This window comes from Nocardia sp. bgisy134, from assembly GCF_965341865.1.
GTDB lineage: Bacteria > Actinomycetota > Actinomycetes > Mycobacteriales > Mycobacteriaceae > Nocardia.
Map to the genome: position 1 here is coordinate 390602 of NZ_CBDQZP010000002.1, position 17986 is coordinate 408587.

Consider the following 17986-nt stretch of genomic DNA (forward strand, 5'->3'; position numbering starts at 1 on the left):
GAAGAGGGAGCCGAGGCGGTGCGCCTGCTTCGGCACGCGCACAATGTTTTCGGGGCTTTCGGGGAGAGCATCGAGATTTCGACCCTGCTGGTCGGCGATCAAAGCCCCCAGCACGCGCTGCGGCTCGCCCAGTGGTGGGCGGGGCTGACCTCAGACCAGCAGCTGCGGATGCTGTACGACTACCCGAGGTCCATGGCCAATGCCGAGGGGCTGCCCGCCCGCGTGCGCGACCGTGCACACCAGCATGTGCTGCGCGGCACCGTCGCCCGGCTCGGCGATCAGCTCGACCTGGGGCCCCAGGATGCGGCGCTGCTCTACGACGCCGAGTCGATCTGGAAGGGGTTGTATCGCGGTGTGCAGGTGGCCGCGCAGGTCCGTGCGCCGCTGACCCCGCCGCAGGTGCAGATCCGGTCGGCCCAGTCGAATGTCGCGAACGGCCGCGGTATGGCCGAATTCTCAGTCGGCCCGGTGGATTCCGCCGACCACGTGTTCTGGGTGGAGTTCGGCCAGGACACCGACCCGGCCGAGGCCGACAAGTACCTGTACTCGATGGTGAACCTCTACGAGGCTGTCGCCGCCGAGGCCGGTGGCGGCTCGGTCGCGGTGATCGGACGCCTCGGCGACTCCGGATCGCATGCGCAGCAAGCGTTGCGTCATCGCATCGGCACCTACAACGCGGTGCGGGCCTACCACAACCTCATGGCCGGCGAGACCGACGCGGTGATGCCGCAGAACCATCTCATCGCCATGGGCACCGACGTCGCCGTCGCGGCCAGGGCGAACGAGAACCACGGGCTGTCCGGACAGCTCGCCACCATGATCTCGCTGAACCCGGACTCGCTGGATCGCGTGCCGTCGCCCGCGCGGCTCGGGCTGCCGCCCGGGTCGGTGTTCCTGGCACCCGCCACACCCGCCCAGTGGACAACCATGCGGGTCCGTCAGCTCCTGGCCGGGCTCGACGTCCGGATGCTCGCCGGGCAGACCCGAACCGCGCGATTCCTGCGGAATGGCGTGCGGGCGCTAATGGGCGCCAAGATCCAGTTGCTCTCGGCCACCGACCTGCCCGCGCAAGCGTTGCCCGCGGCCGCCGTCGACAACCCCGCCGAGCAGGCCCACCTGCGCTGGTTCGGTTTCGCCGACCCCGAAACCCACACGCCCACAGAGGGTCTGGCGACCATCGCGCACATCACCGCGGCCCGCGACGCCGCGACCGTCCGCGGTGTGCCGGCGCCGGACGGCACGCAGGCCCACGCACCGGCCGACCAGACCGAGATCACCGACAACGACTGCCTGGACGAGTCGCTGAACGCGATCGGCCGCGGCAAGCCGGACCGCAACATCCTGCCGTTCACGGAACCGCCGGGCCTCGTGGGGCGCACCGCCGACGAGGCCGAACTGCACGCCGGTGGCCGTCTGGAACGCCTGACCTCCCGCGACGCGATCGCCCTTCGCCTGCTCGACGGCCGCGATCCGGCGTCGGAGATCCTGGTCGTCGAGCACTACGCCGGTCCCGACGCCAATGGCATCGGCGCGCACGCCTACGTCATGGCCATGCGTAACGGCATTATCATGGAGTTCGACCCACGCACCAAGACCTGGCGCGCCTACCAGTGGGGTTCGACCCGACCGGGCGTTGTGGCGCTGTCCGGCATCGTCTTCGACGACGCGGGCAAACCGGTCCGCCCCCTCGACTCCTTCCCGTCCGATCCAGCGGTGCGGCCCGCCTACAACATCGGTGCCGACGAGGCCGTGGCGCAAGGACCGCCGGGCGCCGATCCGGACGTCGCCGCCGCTCTGGCCCGGGTATCCGAAGTGCTGGACGCCCGCGGCGACACCGCCTCCGTGCCGGTGGTCGCCGCGGTGCTGGTGGATGTCCTGCGCGCGGGCGGACAGGTGGAGGTCGAGACCTCCGATTCGCCGACGGGCGGACGCGTCCGCGTCGCGATGACACCGGAGGGCAGCGACAGCGCCATCGTCGTCACCGTGAACGGCGCCCCCGGCAACCCCGCCATCAGCCTGGAAATGCCGGTGCGGCAGGACAGTCCGGCGGATATCGAGCTGGCGGGCCGGTTGACGCCGCTGCTGATGCCCGGCTGGCGGGTGTCGGAGGATGTGGTCTCCTCCGGCCTGCTGGCCGAGGAACTGGCGCGCAACGCCCGGGCGCATACCGATGGGGACGGGACGCTCGAGGTGCGGGTGTCCGGGCCGGTCGGCGATCGCTCGATCAGTGTCGAAATGACCGATGGCAGTTCACAATTACCGGTCGAACCGGCGGGTGACGACATCAGTGGCGTGATGCTGCTGAAATCGCTGGCGCAGCGCGCGGGCTGGCACCAGGTCGAGGACGGTGACGTCGCGCCGGACGCGGGGAACGCCAAGACGGTGTGGTTCGAGTTCGACGAGAATCCGCCCGCGCCAGTGGATCCCGATCCGGTGGCCGAGCCCGAACGGGCGCCGGAACCGCTGGCCGGACCGGTGCCGAGCCGCGACGAATACGAGGTCGCGCGGCCGAGCGACGACGACGCCTACCGGCCGCAGACGGCGAGTGAAACGGACTACCGCATCATTCGCCTGGGTGCCGACGGGCTGTTCCGCTGGGGTCCGGACAACGCGCTGTACAACACGATCGACCCGGACGGCGACTTCTTCATCATGGGTGCCGACGGTGAGTTCCGGACTTCAGCCAACGCCAACCACGCCGCGCTGTACAGCACCTACAGCGATATCGACGCGGGACCGGCGGCGTTCGGCGACTGGAAGATCGTCGAGGGCAGGCTCGTCCATGTCCAGCCGTTCAGCACGACCTTCCAGCAGGCGAGCACGGATCCGACCTTCGCCGCGAACCTGAAGTTCGAATTGGCACGCCACAATGTGGATCTCGGCGCCGTCCGGTTCTCCGGGGACCTCACTGTTCCCAGCCTGCGGCTCGACGGCACCCCGACCATCTCGGTCGGCGATCTGCTCGATGGGAACGGCGCGCAGGCATTCCAGTTGATCGGTCCCGGAACGCATTTCGCGGTGCGTGTCGAGAGCGTGGACATGCAGCACGGCGCCACCGCCGACGGACCGATCGACACGCTTTCGGTGACGCTGGCGCTCGACCTTGCGCGCGGCGGCTCGGGCCGGGTCACGCTGGAATTCACCCGCGACGCGAACGGCACCACGATGCGGTACTGGGACCTCGATCTGGGTTACGCCGGTGTGGACACCAAGGACCCCGCCTTCCAGCCGGGCTCAGACCCCATCCGGCTCGCCGACGCCTTCGTCGAAATGCACGAATCGGTGATCCTGCCGTGGCTCGCCGAGTCGGGTGCCGCATTCGAGGGGCATCCCGGCCACTATGCGGAAACCACCGTGGGCGAGGAGGTTACGGATACCGAACGCCCCGAGGACCTCCACGAGAACGACCGCGTCAAGGGCGAACGTCGAGTGCAGGCGTCGATCGGGCGGCACTGGCTGCGCGATCAGCTCGCGGCGATCGGCTGGAGCGCCGATGATGACGTCCACCTCCAAATGGCGTGGTTGGCGACCAGCGAGGCCGTGGCGAACTCGGTGGAGCACAGCACCGGACCGGTCCAGATCACGCTGCGCGTGCTGCCCGGCACCGGCCACCTCGTGGTGCAGAGCATCGACAACGTCGCCGATCACCCGCCGAGCGGCCCGATCCGCGAGAGCGCCAACCTGATGGTGGACCGGGTCACGGCAGCCGAGGAACGCCGCCTGGCAGAGCAGGCGGCCGCACAGAAGGCCGCTCAGCCCGAGCCCGAGACGCCGAAGCAGGCTGATGGCGATGCGCTGTTGGCGAATCTGGATGAGGACGGCTTCGCGGGGATGGATCTGGCTGAGCTGGCGGCGGCGGTGGACGACGCCGAGTCGGCTGTGGAGACGCCGAAGCAGGCCGATGTCGACGCGTTGCTGGCGAATCTGGATGAGGACGGCTTCGCGGGGATGGACCTGGCTGAGCTGGCAGCGGCGGTGGACGACGCCGAGGCCGCCGCCGAAACCGGGGACAACAATTCCTCGGCCGCCGCCGAGCCGACCGAAGCCGAGAAGCAGGATGCCGCAGCCAACTCTGAACGCGGTCGCGGCATCAAGATCCTGCACACCGAGACCGACGCCTGGGATTACGCGCCCCTGGCCAACGGCCGCGGCAAAGCGATCTGGTTCATCATGCCGATCGCCGACAGCGACCCCGGTCCTGGGACCGACCCGGATCCGGCGCAGCCAACCGATCCGACCGCGCCCCAGGGCGATACACCCGCGAGCCCGGAAACCGACACCGACGATGTCGCCCCCGGACCTGGCACCGGCTACCAGGTAGCCGAGCCGAAGTCGCCGAACTCCTACCGGCCCGAGCTGACCGACGGCATCGATATCGGCAAGCTCCAGCTGCGCGGCGGTGTCTTCTACGACCAGAACAACCAGCCCTACAGTTCGGGCCCGAAGGGCGTGTCCTTCCTCATCGGCGCCGACCCGAGCGATATCCGCTGTGTCGCCGTCGACGATGTCGTCGGCAAACTGGATCCGCGGGACGTGCAACTGCATCAGCTGCTCTACAGCAGCTACGCCGACGCATCGGACGGCCCGATCGCCTTCGGCCACTGGGTGATCGAGAACGGCAAGCTCACCGAGCTCATTCCGATGAGCGGAGCCTTCTTGGACCCGGAGCGGCAAGCACTGTTCACCGCCCAGCTGCGCGCCGTGCTGAGCGAGGCCCGGGTGGACACCACCGATACCGTCGTCCACGGCGTGCAGCAGCAGCACGGAATATGGCGTCCGGCACTGCCTTTCGCCACCGTCGCGGAGCTGATGGCCCGCGGTGATCAGCTCGCGGCCATGGTGTTCCGAGGCTGGGGCGCGGACTTCTGGCTGGACGTCACCGACATCGCCACCACCGGAGACCGCGCCACGGTGACCGTCTCGCTGCACCCGGTCGGCGGCGAACCCGGCCGGGTCACCCTGGAACTCACCCGTGACGGCGACGGCGTCACCCTGCGCTACACCGATCCCGACCTGGGACCGGACGCGGATCGGGTGACCAGAGCGTGGCGGCAGCTGCACGATTCGATCGTGGTCCCGTGGCTGGGGGAGTCCGGCGCCACATACAGCGACCCCACTCCGGACTACCTGTCCCCGGATGACGTGCACCACGCCGAATTCGAACAGAAGGTTCGCGAAACGGACCTCTCCTCGCCGGAGGCCGTGGCCGACGCGCTGTACGAGCCGGTCGGGCGCGACGCGGTCACCGAGTTCTACGACGCGCGGGTGTCCGGGCTGAAGACGGCGGAGGTGTTGCGGGCGCAGAACTTCGCCGCGTACACCGGTGTGCCCGTGTTCTTCGTCTCGGCGGATGTGGCCAACCTGAGCGGGCTCAACGCGTTCTGCAACAACCAGGCCGAGACCGCGAACGTCTACTACAACGGCATCGCCACCGCGTTCCGTACCGCGCTCGAGGACTCCGGCGGCGTGGTGATCCCGATGCGCACCGGCGGTGACGAGGTCGGCGCGATCGTGCTCGGCCTCGACGAGCGGACCCTGACCGAGATCACCGCCGAGGTGAATCGGCGCGTCACTGCCTATGCTCGGCAGGAGGGGCTCAGCGAGATCGAGCACCCGAAGCATCCGGGCGACCCGGCCTATCACGGTGTCGGCCTGCATGTCGGGTTCACCGAGATCGTGCCGGGCCTGACACCCAAGGACATTTTCGACGCCGCCGACCTCGGCGTCGACGCCAGCAAGAACGGGAGGACCGATGTCGCAGGAGAGCCGCGACGAGCGACTGGGGCTGACCGGGCTGACACCGGAACAGCGGGCGCGACGGATCCAGGAACTGGAACGCGAGCTGGCGCAGAAGCGAGCAGCGGCCAAAGCCGAACTGCGCGCGGACCTGAAACGCCGACGCCAGGACTCGACCTCGGCGGACTGAACCGCAACCTACCCGCGCTCGCCGCCTACCCGTCACCGGATGAACTGCGCCGCTTCGCGTTCGCCGAGGGTCTGCATGCGCTGGGCGAGCTGACCCCGGAGCTGGTGGCCGAGGCGATGTACCGCCCGGTCGGCCGGGACGAGGTCACCGACTTCTACGACGCCCGGCTCTCCGGCGTGAAGACCGCCGAGGTGTTGCGCGCCCAGCAGTTCGTCGCCGAAACCGGCGTGCCCGCGTTCTTCCTGTCCGCTGATATCGCCAACCTCAGCGGCCTCAACGCGGTGATGAACAACCGGGCAGAGGCCGCCAACGTGCACTTCCGCGGCATCGCCGAGGCCTTCCGCTACGCCCTCGACGCGGTCGGCGGCGCCGTCGTGCCGATGCGCACCGGCGGTGACGAACTCGCCGCCGTTGTCATCGGCATCGACCAACAGACGCTGACCGGCGTCCTCGCCGATATCCAAGCCCGGGTCGCCGCCTACACCGCCGAGCACGGCCTGGACGTGATCGAGCATCCGAAGCACCCGGGCGAAGCGGCCTACCACGGTATGGGCCTGCACGTCGGGGTCACCGAGATCCTGCCCGGCCTCACCCCGAAGGACATCTTCGACGCCGCCGACCTCGGTGTCGACGCCAGCAAGAACCGCGCCTACGAGTTGGCCGACGCCCAGGCGAATCAGGATGGGGTCGCCGACGGACTCCGCCAGACACCGGCTTCGCTCATCGGTCAGCTGCTGCCCGAGCTGTCCACCTACGAGATCGTCGGCGACGATCCGACCGCGACCCTGCTGCCGGGGGAGGCCGCCGTCCTCCTGAAGGAGACGTCGACGCCGGGCTTTGTGCGGGAGAGAGCGAATACACGCACCGCCGCCCGGCGTGCGCTGGCAGAGCGCGGCCACGGGGAGGTCGAGATTGCGCGCGGCCCGCTGGGCGAACCGGTGTTCCCGGAAGGGCTGGTCGGCAGCCTCACCAACAAGATGATCGACCGGGCCACCCAGCTCAACTACTACGCCGCGGTGGTGGCCGACGCCGAGCAGTTCCGGGCAGTCGGCATCGACGCCGAAGACAACCGGTCCGTCCGGCAGATGATGTACGGCACCGGCCGAGTCGAGGAATTGCTCTGGGTGCAGGAGCAATTGGACTTTCTACCGGACAGCGGCGTGGCCTGGGACAAGGTGCTGTTCTCGGTCAAGGAGAGCATCTTCAAGGCCTGGTACACCGCGACCGGTGACCAGAGTCTGCGCCTGAACCATGTCTTCCAGGGCTCGCTGGTCACTTTCGACATCGAGGCCGGTACGTTCCACGTGCAGCTGATGGTGGGGGCCACCGGTAGAGACGGCCTGCCGCTGACCGAGATGCACGGTCGATTCGCGGTGCGCGGCAACGCGATTCTCACCGCGGCCCTGGTGCCCAACACCGCCGGAGCCACACTCGAACCCGCGACCGCCGAACCGGCGGTCGATCCGAGCTCCGCCCGCGCCGCCTACGCCGAGGCCGCCTACGCACTCAAGTGGCTGCTCATGGCACGTGGCTACAACGCGCACGGCATTGTCGAGCTCGCGCCGCCGCTGGGCGCCAACCAGATCGTCAGCACGACGCTGACCGACTGGGGACAGACCCACCCGCAGGCCCTCACGGCGGACGCCGAACTGCGCACCCTGTGGCAGGCCTTCCAGCTGATGTTGCCCCAGGGCGAGCACGCGCAGATCCTGATGCCCGTCCGGGTACCCAACCAGGGCGACCACGCGGGTGTCCTGGAGCTCACCCTGCACGAACACCTGCTGTGGGACGCGCACGGCGCACCGTTCGACCAAGCGGCCGACGCCGACCGACTCGCTGAAATCGTTGCCCCGCAGCGTCTGCGAGCCCTCGCAGCCCTGATGCCGAACCCCGAGTCGGCCCGCATCCTGCATGCCGTCGCCGAGGTACTCACCGATCACCCCGCCGCGGCCAACGCACCCACCACTCTCGCCCCGGTTGCCGACCACACCGTCCACTACGACAAGAACCTCGCCAAGGGCACCGGCAAGGTGGCTCCGATCAGCCTGGACCTGTCCCGCGCCACGGCCGCACCGCACCGCACGGGCGACAGCGCTGTGGATTGGAATGCCGCGCACGCGGCCGCGATCGGTGGTGCGATCGGTGCCACTGCTGCGCCGAACCTCACGGGTTCGGGGATCGCCGCTGCTGTGAATTGGGATGCCGCGCGCAGCGCCGCTGTCGGCGGTGCGATCGGTGCGACCGTGGTGCCGCATCTCACGGGTGCGGACATTGCGCAGGCCGCCGGGGGACTCCGCGGCTGGAACGGCGCCGCGCACGATCCGCGTCCGGCCGCGCAGCCGACCAAGAACGCGGCGCTCCAGTTGCACCGGCGGTTGCAAGGCGCGTTCGCCCAGTTCAGCGGCCGCCCGGCGACCTGTCTGGAAGGTGCGGCGCTCGCCACGGCGACCCAGGCGGAACTGAACGACGGCTTCCGTCGGCTCGACGCGCACCAGCGGGAGCTGCTGCTGCGCTTCCGCAGCCAGTCGTCGCTGCCGGAGGTCGCCGCGGCGGCCGGTGTTGACCCGGAGCAGGTCCGGCGCGCGGTGGTCCGGTTCGCGGAATCGATTGCGGCCATCGGACACCCGGGCCTCGAAGCGGTGTGGGCGGATCGCCGCGCCGACCCCGAACTGTTCGCGGACGCGGCGGTGGTGGTCGCGGCGCAGCAGGAGGGCGGCGGCGCCTGGCGCCGGGCCCTGGGCACGCTCACCGAACAGCAGCGCACCTGCCTCGACCTGACTCTGCAAGGGCTGCGGCCCGCGGCGATCGCGGTCGATCTGTCGGTCGATGCGGCGGCGGTGCAGGTGTTGCGTGCGGAAGCGATTCGGCAGATGGTCGAGGCGCTGGCCCAGCCTGCCGCGGTGGTGTGGATGTCGCCGGCCGAAGCCCTGCTGGCATTGGAAAAGATGCAGCGGGATGATACCGCCGGGGTGCGCAGCGCGGTCCGGTCGCTGGATACCCAGGGCGCCAGGATCATTCGACGCCGCATCATGCAGGGCATGACGTCGGCCGATACCGCGGCGGACCTGGGCATCAGCGAGGACCGGCTGGCCGAGCGGGAGGTCTTGGCCGTCGGACGGATGGTCAAGAAGCTGTCCGGGGCGATTGTGGTCACCGGCGCCGACGCGACGGTCGTGACCGCCTGGCAGGCCAACGACGAAAACTTCCTGGACTGCATGGATCTGCTGACCCCGCAGCAGCGCACGGCGGTCATGATGTTCCTCGACGGTTGGTCGCACACCGAAATCGCGGCCGCACTGGACATCTCCCCACAGGCGACCAGCAAGGTGCGAACGCGGGCGATCGCCAAACTGGTCGAGCTGCTCGCGACCGATCCGGACGCGCGAATCCCCGCGCAGACTCGCGACAGCGCCGAATTGCGCCGGGTGCGCGACTTGGCCGCCGACCCCGGCGCCTTGCGGCAGGCTGCGCGGCACCTCTCCGAGGCCGACTGGACCCTGATCGAGCAGCGTTTCATTCTGAAGGAGAAGACCGCCGATATCGCTGCCGCACTCGCCCTGCCCGAGCATGTGGTCGAGCAGCGGCAGCATCGGGCCGTCCTCCGGTTGAACCGGAATCTCGACGTGGCGGCCGTGGTCGCGGCGGTGCTACCGGCCGTGACGGACGCCGGGCCGCTCTCCGATGGTGTGCACGGGTTCAGCGAACCGGATGTCGTTGCACCACAGCTGATTCCAGCCGAACCCGATGACCTGCCGATCGCCGACTGCGTCGACCAGTCCCTGGGGCGGGTGGTCGCGGATCAGGGTGATGTCGCGGGGCTGCCGGATCCGGAAACCCGGAGTCCGTCCGGGCGGCGCTGGCGGGATGTGCGGGGGCTGCTGCGGGGGGCGCGGCCGGAAGGGTTCGATACCGCCGGGCCGCACGAGGTGCACGCGAACCTCGTCGAAGGCCTGATCAACCAGGCGGGCCCGGGTGCGATGGCGTGGGTGTTCGACCAGCGCCACACCGCCGACCAGGCGACCGGGATCGGTGCGCACGCGTACACGGTGAAGTACTTGGGCGACAACGTTTTCGAGGTCGACGGCCAGCGCGTCACCTATGCGGGCAAGCCGGACGGCGACGGGCTGGCCTGGTTCCGGACCGCCGCGGGCGACCGGGTCTCGCTGGCCGAGCTGACCGGCGGCTCCCGCGCGGAGACAGCCGCCACCCGCGCGGTGGTCTGGCGCAACGGCCAGGTCGTCCAGAATGTCGGCGATCGCACCGCGCCGCTCCCGGAGGACAACCTGCTGATCGGCGCGACCGCATCGGATCAGGATGGCGCGCAACCGGACCCGGACGACCCGTTCGCCGACGAGCCGCGGACCACGCGGGTGAAGCTGGCTGCGCAACCGCCCGACCCGCTGCTGGGTCCGACGGTCGTCGGCCTGCCCGGTGACGCCACCCACCCGGTGTGGGAACTGCTGTTCCGCACCGCCATCGGCCAGGAGGCCATGGCGGTCCTGCACAACGCCGAAGCCCACGTCCAGTTCGGCGACCGTGATCACTTCCACGGCCGCATCCGCCAGATCACCATCGACACCACCGGCCGGGGCCTCGTCGCCGTGGCGGAGCAGGTGCTCGCGCACGCGGCCCGGATGCAGGCCGTCGCGGCCGACGCGGTGGAAACCGAACCCATGCTGATCCGCGATATGGACCGGGACGCGTTCGTGGAGCCGTGGCTGCGCGCGGAGGCCACCGCGATCGCCTGGCGGGCCGAATTCGATCAACAGGTGCAGGACGCCGGTTTCGCGCGGACCGACCTGCTCGGCGTCGACCGAGCCGACCTGGCGTTCCAGCAGGCCCTGTTCGCCCGCTACTTCGCCGCCTACGACAGCGCGCAGGTGGCCCCAGGCACCGATGACGCGCTGGCGAGCCGCGCCCGGCGGGTGGCCGGGGTCGACGCGCTGCTGGAGAGCGCGGAGTTCATCACCGCGACGGATCTGCGCGAGACCCTCGAGAGCCAGTGGGAGAGCCGCCGGGGCATGGGCCGCGGGCTCGAGCTGACGGAGCGGCAGGTGCGCGAGCGGCAGCGCCTGATGCGGATCACCGCGGCGCTGCAACGGGAGATCGACGCGCTCGAGACGGCCTGGGATCAGGTCCAGGACCAAGTGCACGCGATGACCGCGACGAAGGTCGCCGCAATGCCCGACACCACGGATCGGGTGGCGCGACTGCACTACGTGCTCGACGTGATGTCCGATCACTTCCTGCGTTCCGAGGTCCGCATGTGGCCCACGCACAGCCGGGAGCAGATGGGCGCGCTGGTCGAGCTCACCGAACTGTGGCAGGGGGCGCACGCGCGCGCCGCGGCGGTGGGCCGCGCCATGGACGACATCAACGGTCGCCCACGCCGAGAGGCCGCGGTCCCGTCCGATCTGGAGATCGCCGACCGGGCCGTGCTGCCGTCGCTGGAGCGCACGGCCAACCGCGAAATGACCAGCGTCCGAGCCGAATTGCAGTCGACCGAGACCGGTCGCTGGGCCATGCGGACCCTGGAGCGCCTTGGCGTGCGGATCCGGTTCGGCTTCGACCAGATCGGAACGACCGACGCCGGTCGCGAGAACCTCACCCGCGAATCGGGCTACGACGCCGTCACCAACACCCTGGTGCTGCCCTTCGGCCGTGGCTCCGTCTCCCATGCCGAGCAGTTGGTCGTCGCGGCGCACCTGGCGCAGGCGACGCGCTCGGATGGTGACCCGCTGGTCCTGCTGACCGAGGGCCGTGACAGCTACGTCACGGCGATGCTGGACCTGCGCGCCGAGGCCGAGGCCCGCCGGTTCCACCACCGCCGCGAAGTGCACGGCTACAGCCGCTACACCGGCAGCCCGCTGGCGCAGGCCTACCATGCCGCCTACGACCACGCCGAAAACCTGCTGCGCAACGTCTATTCGGTGGAGTCGAAGTACGACGGCCTCCGCAACGACAACCAGGTGCCGCAGGCGGCGACGCACGCGGTGGCCTACCGGTTCGCAGCCCGTACCGTTCGGGAGCAGCTGGCGGCGCTCGGCCCGGTTGTCGACGGCGTCGACCTGAAAACCTTCTTCGATTCGGAATGGGATCGCGCGCACGCCATTCCGCCGACGGCGGACACGCCCGCACCGGAAACCGTCGCCCCGCCCGCGGAGCAGACGGATGCGCTGCTGGACCTGTACGCCGCCCGCTTCGTCGAGGCTATTCAGGAGCTGCGCGCCCAGCGCGCCCAGGGCGCGTTCGTACCGCTCGGCCCGGCCGAGCAGGCCTACCTGGCCGCCGAGGACAGCGCGGCGGAGCGGCTCGCGGCGGTGCGCGCCTATCTGGCCGGGACCGGTCTGGTGGATGCCCAGATCGCCCTGGATCTCGCCCGTTTCGCCAGCGGGGACCTGAACCGTCGGCTGCCGTGGGACATCGAGGAGGACTCGGCCGCTCAGCCCGCGCTCGACGCCCTGACGGCCGCGATCGAAGCGGCCACCGCCTCCGAGCTGGAGACACCCGGTCTCGACTCCGGTGTGTTCGGCCGGGAGCTCGACCGCGTGCTGGCCGAAAACCCAGGCGCGCAACGGGTTGTCGACGAGGGCCCGCTCGCGGATCGGTTCGCCCTGCTCCCGCCGTATCCGGGCAGCGACAATCCGCGGTTGCTGGTGCTCGCCGAACCGGGCGAGCACGTCGATCTGCTGCGTGATCTCGAGCTGGAGCAGCCCGATTTCGACGGCGTGCTGTGGCGGGGATCGCACGAACTCGAATACCTGTCGGTCACGCGGGGACCCGACGGCGAGGTCGTCGTCGCGGACATGCTGCAAGACGACGCCGAGGGCATGTTCCGCGCGCCGCGCTACGACGAGGTCGCGCCGGTGCTGCTGGATCACTATCTGCGCTATCGGCTGCGCAGCGAGGTGGATCCGGACTTCACCTTCGATCTCGATCTCCGGCAATGGCTCGAGCTGCTCGGGCCGGATGCCTTCATCGCCGCGGGTACCGCCCATGCCGAAGTGACCCACGGGTTCGAGCGCGTCGGCTTCCGGATGGTGCAGGCGGACCCGTCGATCACCGAGCCGCATCCGGCCGCGGTCAGCCACCGGCTGGTCACCCGCCAGATCCCGCTCCCGATCCGGGATTTCAGCGATCGGCCCGCAGGCAAATTCGTCGACACGAACCTGCCCATCGGAGCGGTGTCCTGCACGCTGCGGTTGCACGCCGACGGTGCGGGTGGCTGGCGGGTCGCGCCGCCGAATCACGCCGGTCACCCCACGGATGTGCTGTCCCGGTGGTTCCAGGGCATGACCGGCGCCAGCCCCGACCAGGTGGCCGAGCGTATCGCCCAGCTGCTGCTGGACGGGTCGGCCCGGATCGCGCCGCTCGTCCCGGCCGCGCTCGTCGAGCTGCACACCCCGAATCCGGAGATCGACAGCACGCCCACCGCGGCTGTCGAACCGCAGGCCGAGATCGAGGGCCGCTCAGCGGAACCCGAGAGCCCCGCGGCGAAGCGGAGTTTCCTGCGGCGTTTCGCCGAGCGAATCCGCCGTCCGGGTGCCCCGGCCGCCGGTCCGGAACCGAGCGGCCAGGTACCCGGCCCGCGCGCGGCCTCGGACACTTCGGATGGCGGGACGGGCTTCGACCTACCCGAAGCCGGTGCGCCGCTGCCGAATCCGCGGCCTGCCGAGGACTGCGTCCGGCAAACCATGCGCACCGGCCGCGCGGCCGGGCTGGATGTCACCGTGCCCACCGAGGCGAAACTGTCCGGTCGGACCGCGCTCGAGGTCGAGGAACAGTACGCGCACGGCCGGATGCGACCCGCCGATTCGCGAGACGCGATCGCCGCGCGCCTGACCGACCCCGACGACCCGGCCACCGCGATGCTGATGGTCGAGGAGTACTCGATCGGCGGCATGAATGTCGCGCACCTGACCCTGTGGCGGCTGGTCGACGGCCAGGTCATGGTCAGCGATCCCAATGTCGACGACGGCGCGTGGCGCGAGCACGTGCCCGGCACGGTCACGCCCGGGTCTCGCAAGATCTCCGCGATCGCCTACGGCGCCGATGGAAGGGCGCTGTTGCCGAGCGCCGAGCACGCCGCCGCTACGGAGGCCCACCCCGATGCGCTGATCACCCACCGCGATCTCACCCCGCGGGAAGTCGAAGTGCTGGACCTGGTGGCGGCGGGCCTGACCAACAAGCAGATCGCGGAGCGGTTGACGCTCGCGGACTACACGGTGCACACCCACCTGACCAGCATCGCCGTCAAGCTCGGCACCGGCGATCGGGCCGCGATGGCGGCGATCGGCGTGCGCAGCGGGATCCTGCCGTTCTCGGATCCGGATGTCGCCATGAAGCTCGAGGGCGGGCTGCACCCGGACGCGCTGGACGACATCCAGCTCGAGGTCCTGGCTCTGGTCGCGGACGGGTGGTCGAACAAGGAGATCGGGCTGGCCCTGGACACCACCGAGTCCGTGGTGAAGAACCACCTGGTCCGGATCGGCCGCGCGCTGGGCATCAGCGGCCGGGCAGGCATGGTGACGACCGCGCTGCGGGCGGGCATCCTGCCCATGGACGCCGAGTTCGCCCTGCGGCCGCAGTCCGGCGAGGGGCGTACCGCGTTGAGCCCCCGGGAAACCGAGGTGTACACGCTGCGTACCGCGGGGCGGTCGAACACCGAAATCGCCGCGGCGCTGGAGATTTCCGAGCACACCGTAGCCACCTATCTGGCCAGGATCGCGCACAAGCTCGGGGTCGGCGAGGTGGCCGGGTTGGTCGCGGGGGCCGAGACGATCACCGCGATTCCCACGCCGGGTACACCCACTCCGCCCCGGTCGGTCACGCCTGCGGCGCCGCACGAGCCGACCATGATCGACACGAGCCCCGCCGTCACGGAGCCGTTCGACCAGGCGCCGACCATGATCGGCATCGAGCAGCCGCGCAGCACCGAGTCCGAGGTATCCGCGAACCAGCAGGTGTCGGAGCCGTCCGCCGAGGTGAGCGAATCGAGTCTCGGTGGGCAGAATCGGGCGACGCCGACCCAGATCGTGCCCACCACCGAGGGGCCGGAGTATCTCGGTGACGATCCGTCGCTGCCGGAAGCGCTCGTGCCGGGCCGGGAGGTCGAGGGGCCGGAGTATCTGGGTGGGGACCCGTCGCTGCCGGAAGCGCTCGTGCCGGGCCGGGAGGTCCAGGGGGCGGAGTATCTCGATGGCCAGCCGGAGACCGACGAGCCGGAATACCTCGAGCCGGCGCAACCGCGCACCTCCGCCCTGCCCGACGGCTACAGCGAAATCATCGAGGGCATAGGCAACTTCGACGGCAACGGCCGCATGGTCGACGACGGCGTGCTGACCCCGAAACTGGCCAGGCAGGCGATCGCGAACATGCTCCGGGCGATCCAGCCGGTCGAGACCGGCTGGCACCGCGACGGCCACTTCCTACTGCCCGACGGCCGACAGGTGCACGTGCGGGTCGAGAGCAGTTTCGAGAGCGAAGTCGGCAGCTTCCAGCTGCGTCCCGGCGGTGCCGCGTTCGACGTCATCCTGTCCGACCGACTGCGCACCAGGGACGTGGCCCGTGCCGTCGCGCACATGCTCACCCGGATCCGGCAGCTGACCGACCCCGAATTCCAGCACCCCGGTCCGCGCTTTGCGGAACTGAAAGTGCTTGCCACCCAGCTGGACCAGTCGATCTTCGACCCCGCCCGCAGCAAGCTGACCCCCGAGATCCGGGCCGACTTCGACGACCTGATCGCGCACCTGGGCATGGACGTGGACCCGGCCGGTCCGGCGGCGGAAGCGCTGGCCGCCCACGATCCGGAACTCTCGCGCCGGATCAGGCTGGAATACGGTGGCGCTGTCGCCTTCCGGCCCATCTTCGGGAAGACACTGACCGACCCGGCGTTCCACGAGGCCGCGCTCACCCACCTCGGCCAGCTGTCCCGCTTCCTGACGGGCGAGCACGCCTCCGAAGTGCTGATGGCGGAACAACTTTCGCTCAATGCCAGGATGCGCGAGGAGCAGTGCCGCCGCCTGTTCGAGCCGATCTTCGCCAACCGTGACGTCAGCACCATCCGCAAACAGCTCGAAGCGGCCGAACTGTTCAGCGCCGACGACCTGGTCGCCGCCCTGGCTCCGATCAAACGCGCCTTCAACGATCCGATGCCGCCGGGTTGGCGGGCGGCCGCACTGGACGCCGCGATCACCGAGGTACAGCACACCCCCGGCCACATGCAGCAGATCAATCAGGCCATCGACTTCGACCGGATGCGCCAGGCGGCCCGCGCCTACGCCCAGATGCCCGACCGGGTCGGCGGCCTGCTCGATCGGTCCACCGGTGAGGTGTACTTCCCGGCCACCGCCACCCATCCGGGCGGGCAGACCATGTCCATGCTCGACTTCTTCCACGCCATGGACCGGGCCAACCGTGGCGCCGAAGCGGCCGGCCTGGACATCGAATACGTCGTGGTGATCCATGACGAGGCCAACGGCCGGTCCTCGGTCGACGTGCTCTCCCGTCCGCGCGCGCAGTATCGACTGCCCGCCCAGCAGAGCCATCCGGTGCGGTTCGTGCCGCGCCCGTCGGTGCCCGCGGCGGTCGAGGGCGGCCACACCGTGGACGTGGGTGTCGGGCGCGGTGGGTTCGCGGTCGAATTGACGCCCGCACGGGACACCTCCGGTCGCGGCCTCATCCTGCAAACCGAACTGCCCATGGATTACGCCGACGCAGGCCAGCGCCGCCGCAACCTCGGCATCCTCGACGCCGGTCCGCTGACCCGCCCGGGTTCGCTCATGGTGTGGGCCGACTTGCTGCTGCACGGCGCGGTGCTCAATGTCGGCGGCAACGGCGGCGTGGCGCGCTACTACATCAACAATGTCAGCGCCCACTACGGCGACACCGACTACGACACCCTGGCCCGGCAATTGCCGCACACCCTGGTGCCCGGCGCGCACATCGAAATCCAGTGGGACATGAAGTCGGAACTGGTGGAGGGTGGCGAACCCGGCGACCGCGGGCATATCCAGGGCGACGAGCTCATGCTCGCCATCAGCCGCGTGCTGCCGCCCTCGCTCGCGGCCGCCTTCGAGGTGGTCGAGCACACCGAGTTCGAGGGCGACGGCAGCGACGAATACCTGTTCACCATCGACACCGGAGCCAGCAATGTGATCAACCCGGACGCCATGGCCAAATACTCGCCGCCGCAGCCCACCGACCGTATGGTGATCGTGTACAAGCCCGCCGGTTACCGTCCGGCAACGGCTGGTCTCGAAGGTGGTGCACGGTAATGGCGGAGATCGAGGGCGTGCGCGAGTGGCTGGACCGCTCCGCCGAGTTCCTCCGCGGCCAGATGCGCTGGTTCGGTGCCCAGCTCGTGCCCGGGTCGGCACCGTACGTGGTCATCCCGAAGCATCCCAGCCAGGTGGACTGGGCCGATCCGCCCCGTCACCGGTTCGAGGCCCTCGCCAACCTGTCCGGCCCACCGGATCCGTCCCGCGCCGACCGCGCCGCCCAGGTGCTGCACACCGCGGGCTGGGCCGTCCAGGTCCAGCGTGATCCGCAGGCCCCGACCGTCGTCATCGTCCGCGGCGATCGCGAGGGCTACTGTCTGCAAGCCCGCATCGAGGACGGCTACGGCGGCATCGTCCTGCTCGGTGAAACCCCCAACATCCAGCTCTACCAGCCGGATCCACCCCCCGACCGCCCCGCCCCGGCCGTCACCCCGGACACCGTCAGCGACGGCGCCGTCCTCTGCTACGAATGCGACGGCCAGGGCCTGTGCCCCACCTGCCACGGCACCGGCTGGACCAAGGCGCCCACCGCCACCGGTCGCCACCGCTGCCGCACCTGCCAGGGGTCACGGGTGTGCCCGATCTGCGGGGGAGCGGGCGAACTCCGGATCACCGAGTTGTCCGACGACGACCGCATCCACTATCCGCATATTTCCTAACCGTTCCTTAGGAATTTCCTTGGCGGTCACCATGTTCGGATAGCAACGAACGAGCGATAATGTGCGAACCGCTCGGACCTCTTGCGTTGCTTGGGCTTACGGGTCGTCCGTATATGTTCGGG

The 17986-nt window shown here is 69.9% G+C and carries 2 protein-coding genes (1 of these 2 only partly in view); both read left to right on the forward strand.

The genetic code is table 11. From position 1 onward, the window contains the following. Positions 1 to 17202, forward strand: partial view of a sigma factor-like helix-turn-helix DNA-binding protein gene (locus ACRWNM_RS05390; protein ID WP_431964088.1) — the 3' portion only. The gene continues 35868 nt to the left of window position 1, outside the view; only the last 17202 of its 53070 coding nucleotides appear in the window; the start codon falls outside the window, past its left edge; the stop codon is at positions 17200 to 17202. Beyond that, a complete protein-coding gene (locus ACRWNM_RS05395; RefSeq protein WP_431964090.1) occupies positions 17202 to 17864 on the forward strand; it encodes a hypothetical protein in 663 nt (220 codons plus the stop codon). Before ACRWNM_RS05390 ends, ACRWNM_RS05395 begins: the two co-directional genes overlap by 1 nt. The last annotated feature ends 122 nt before the right edge of the window (positions 17865 to 17986 follow it).

Excerpts from the sequence above, each read along its gene's own strand:
- ACRWNM_RS05395 (WP_431964090.1), top strand. The coding sequence starts at position 17,202 with ATGGCGGAGATCGAGGGCGTGCGCGAGTGGCTGGACCGCTCCGCCGAG.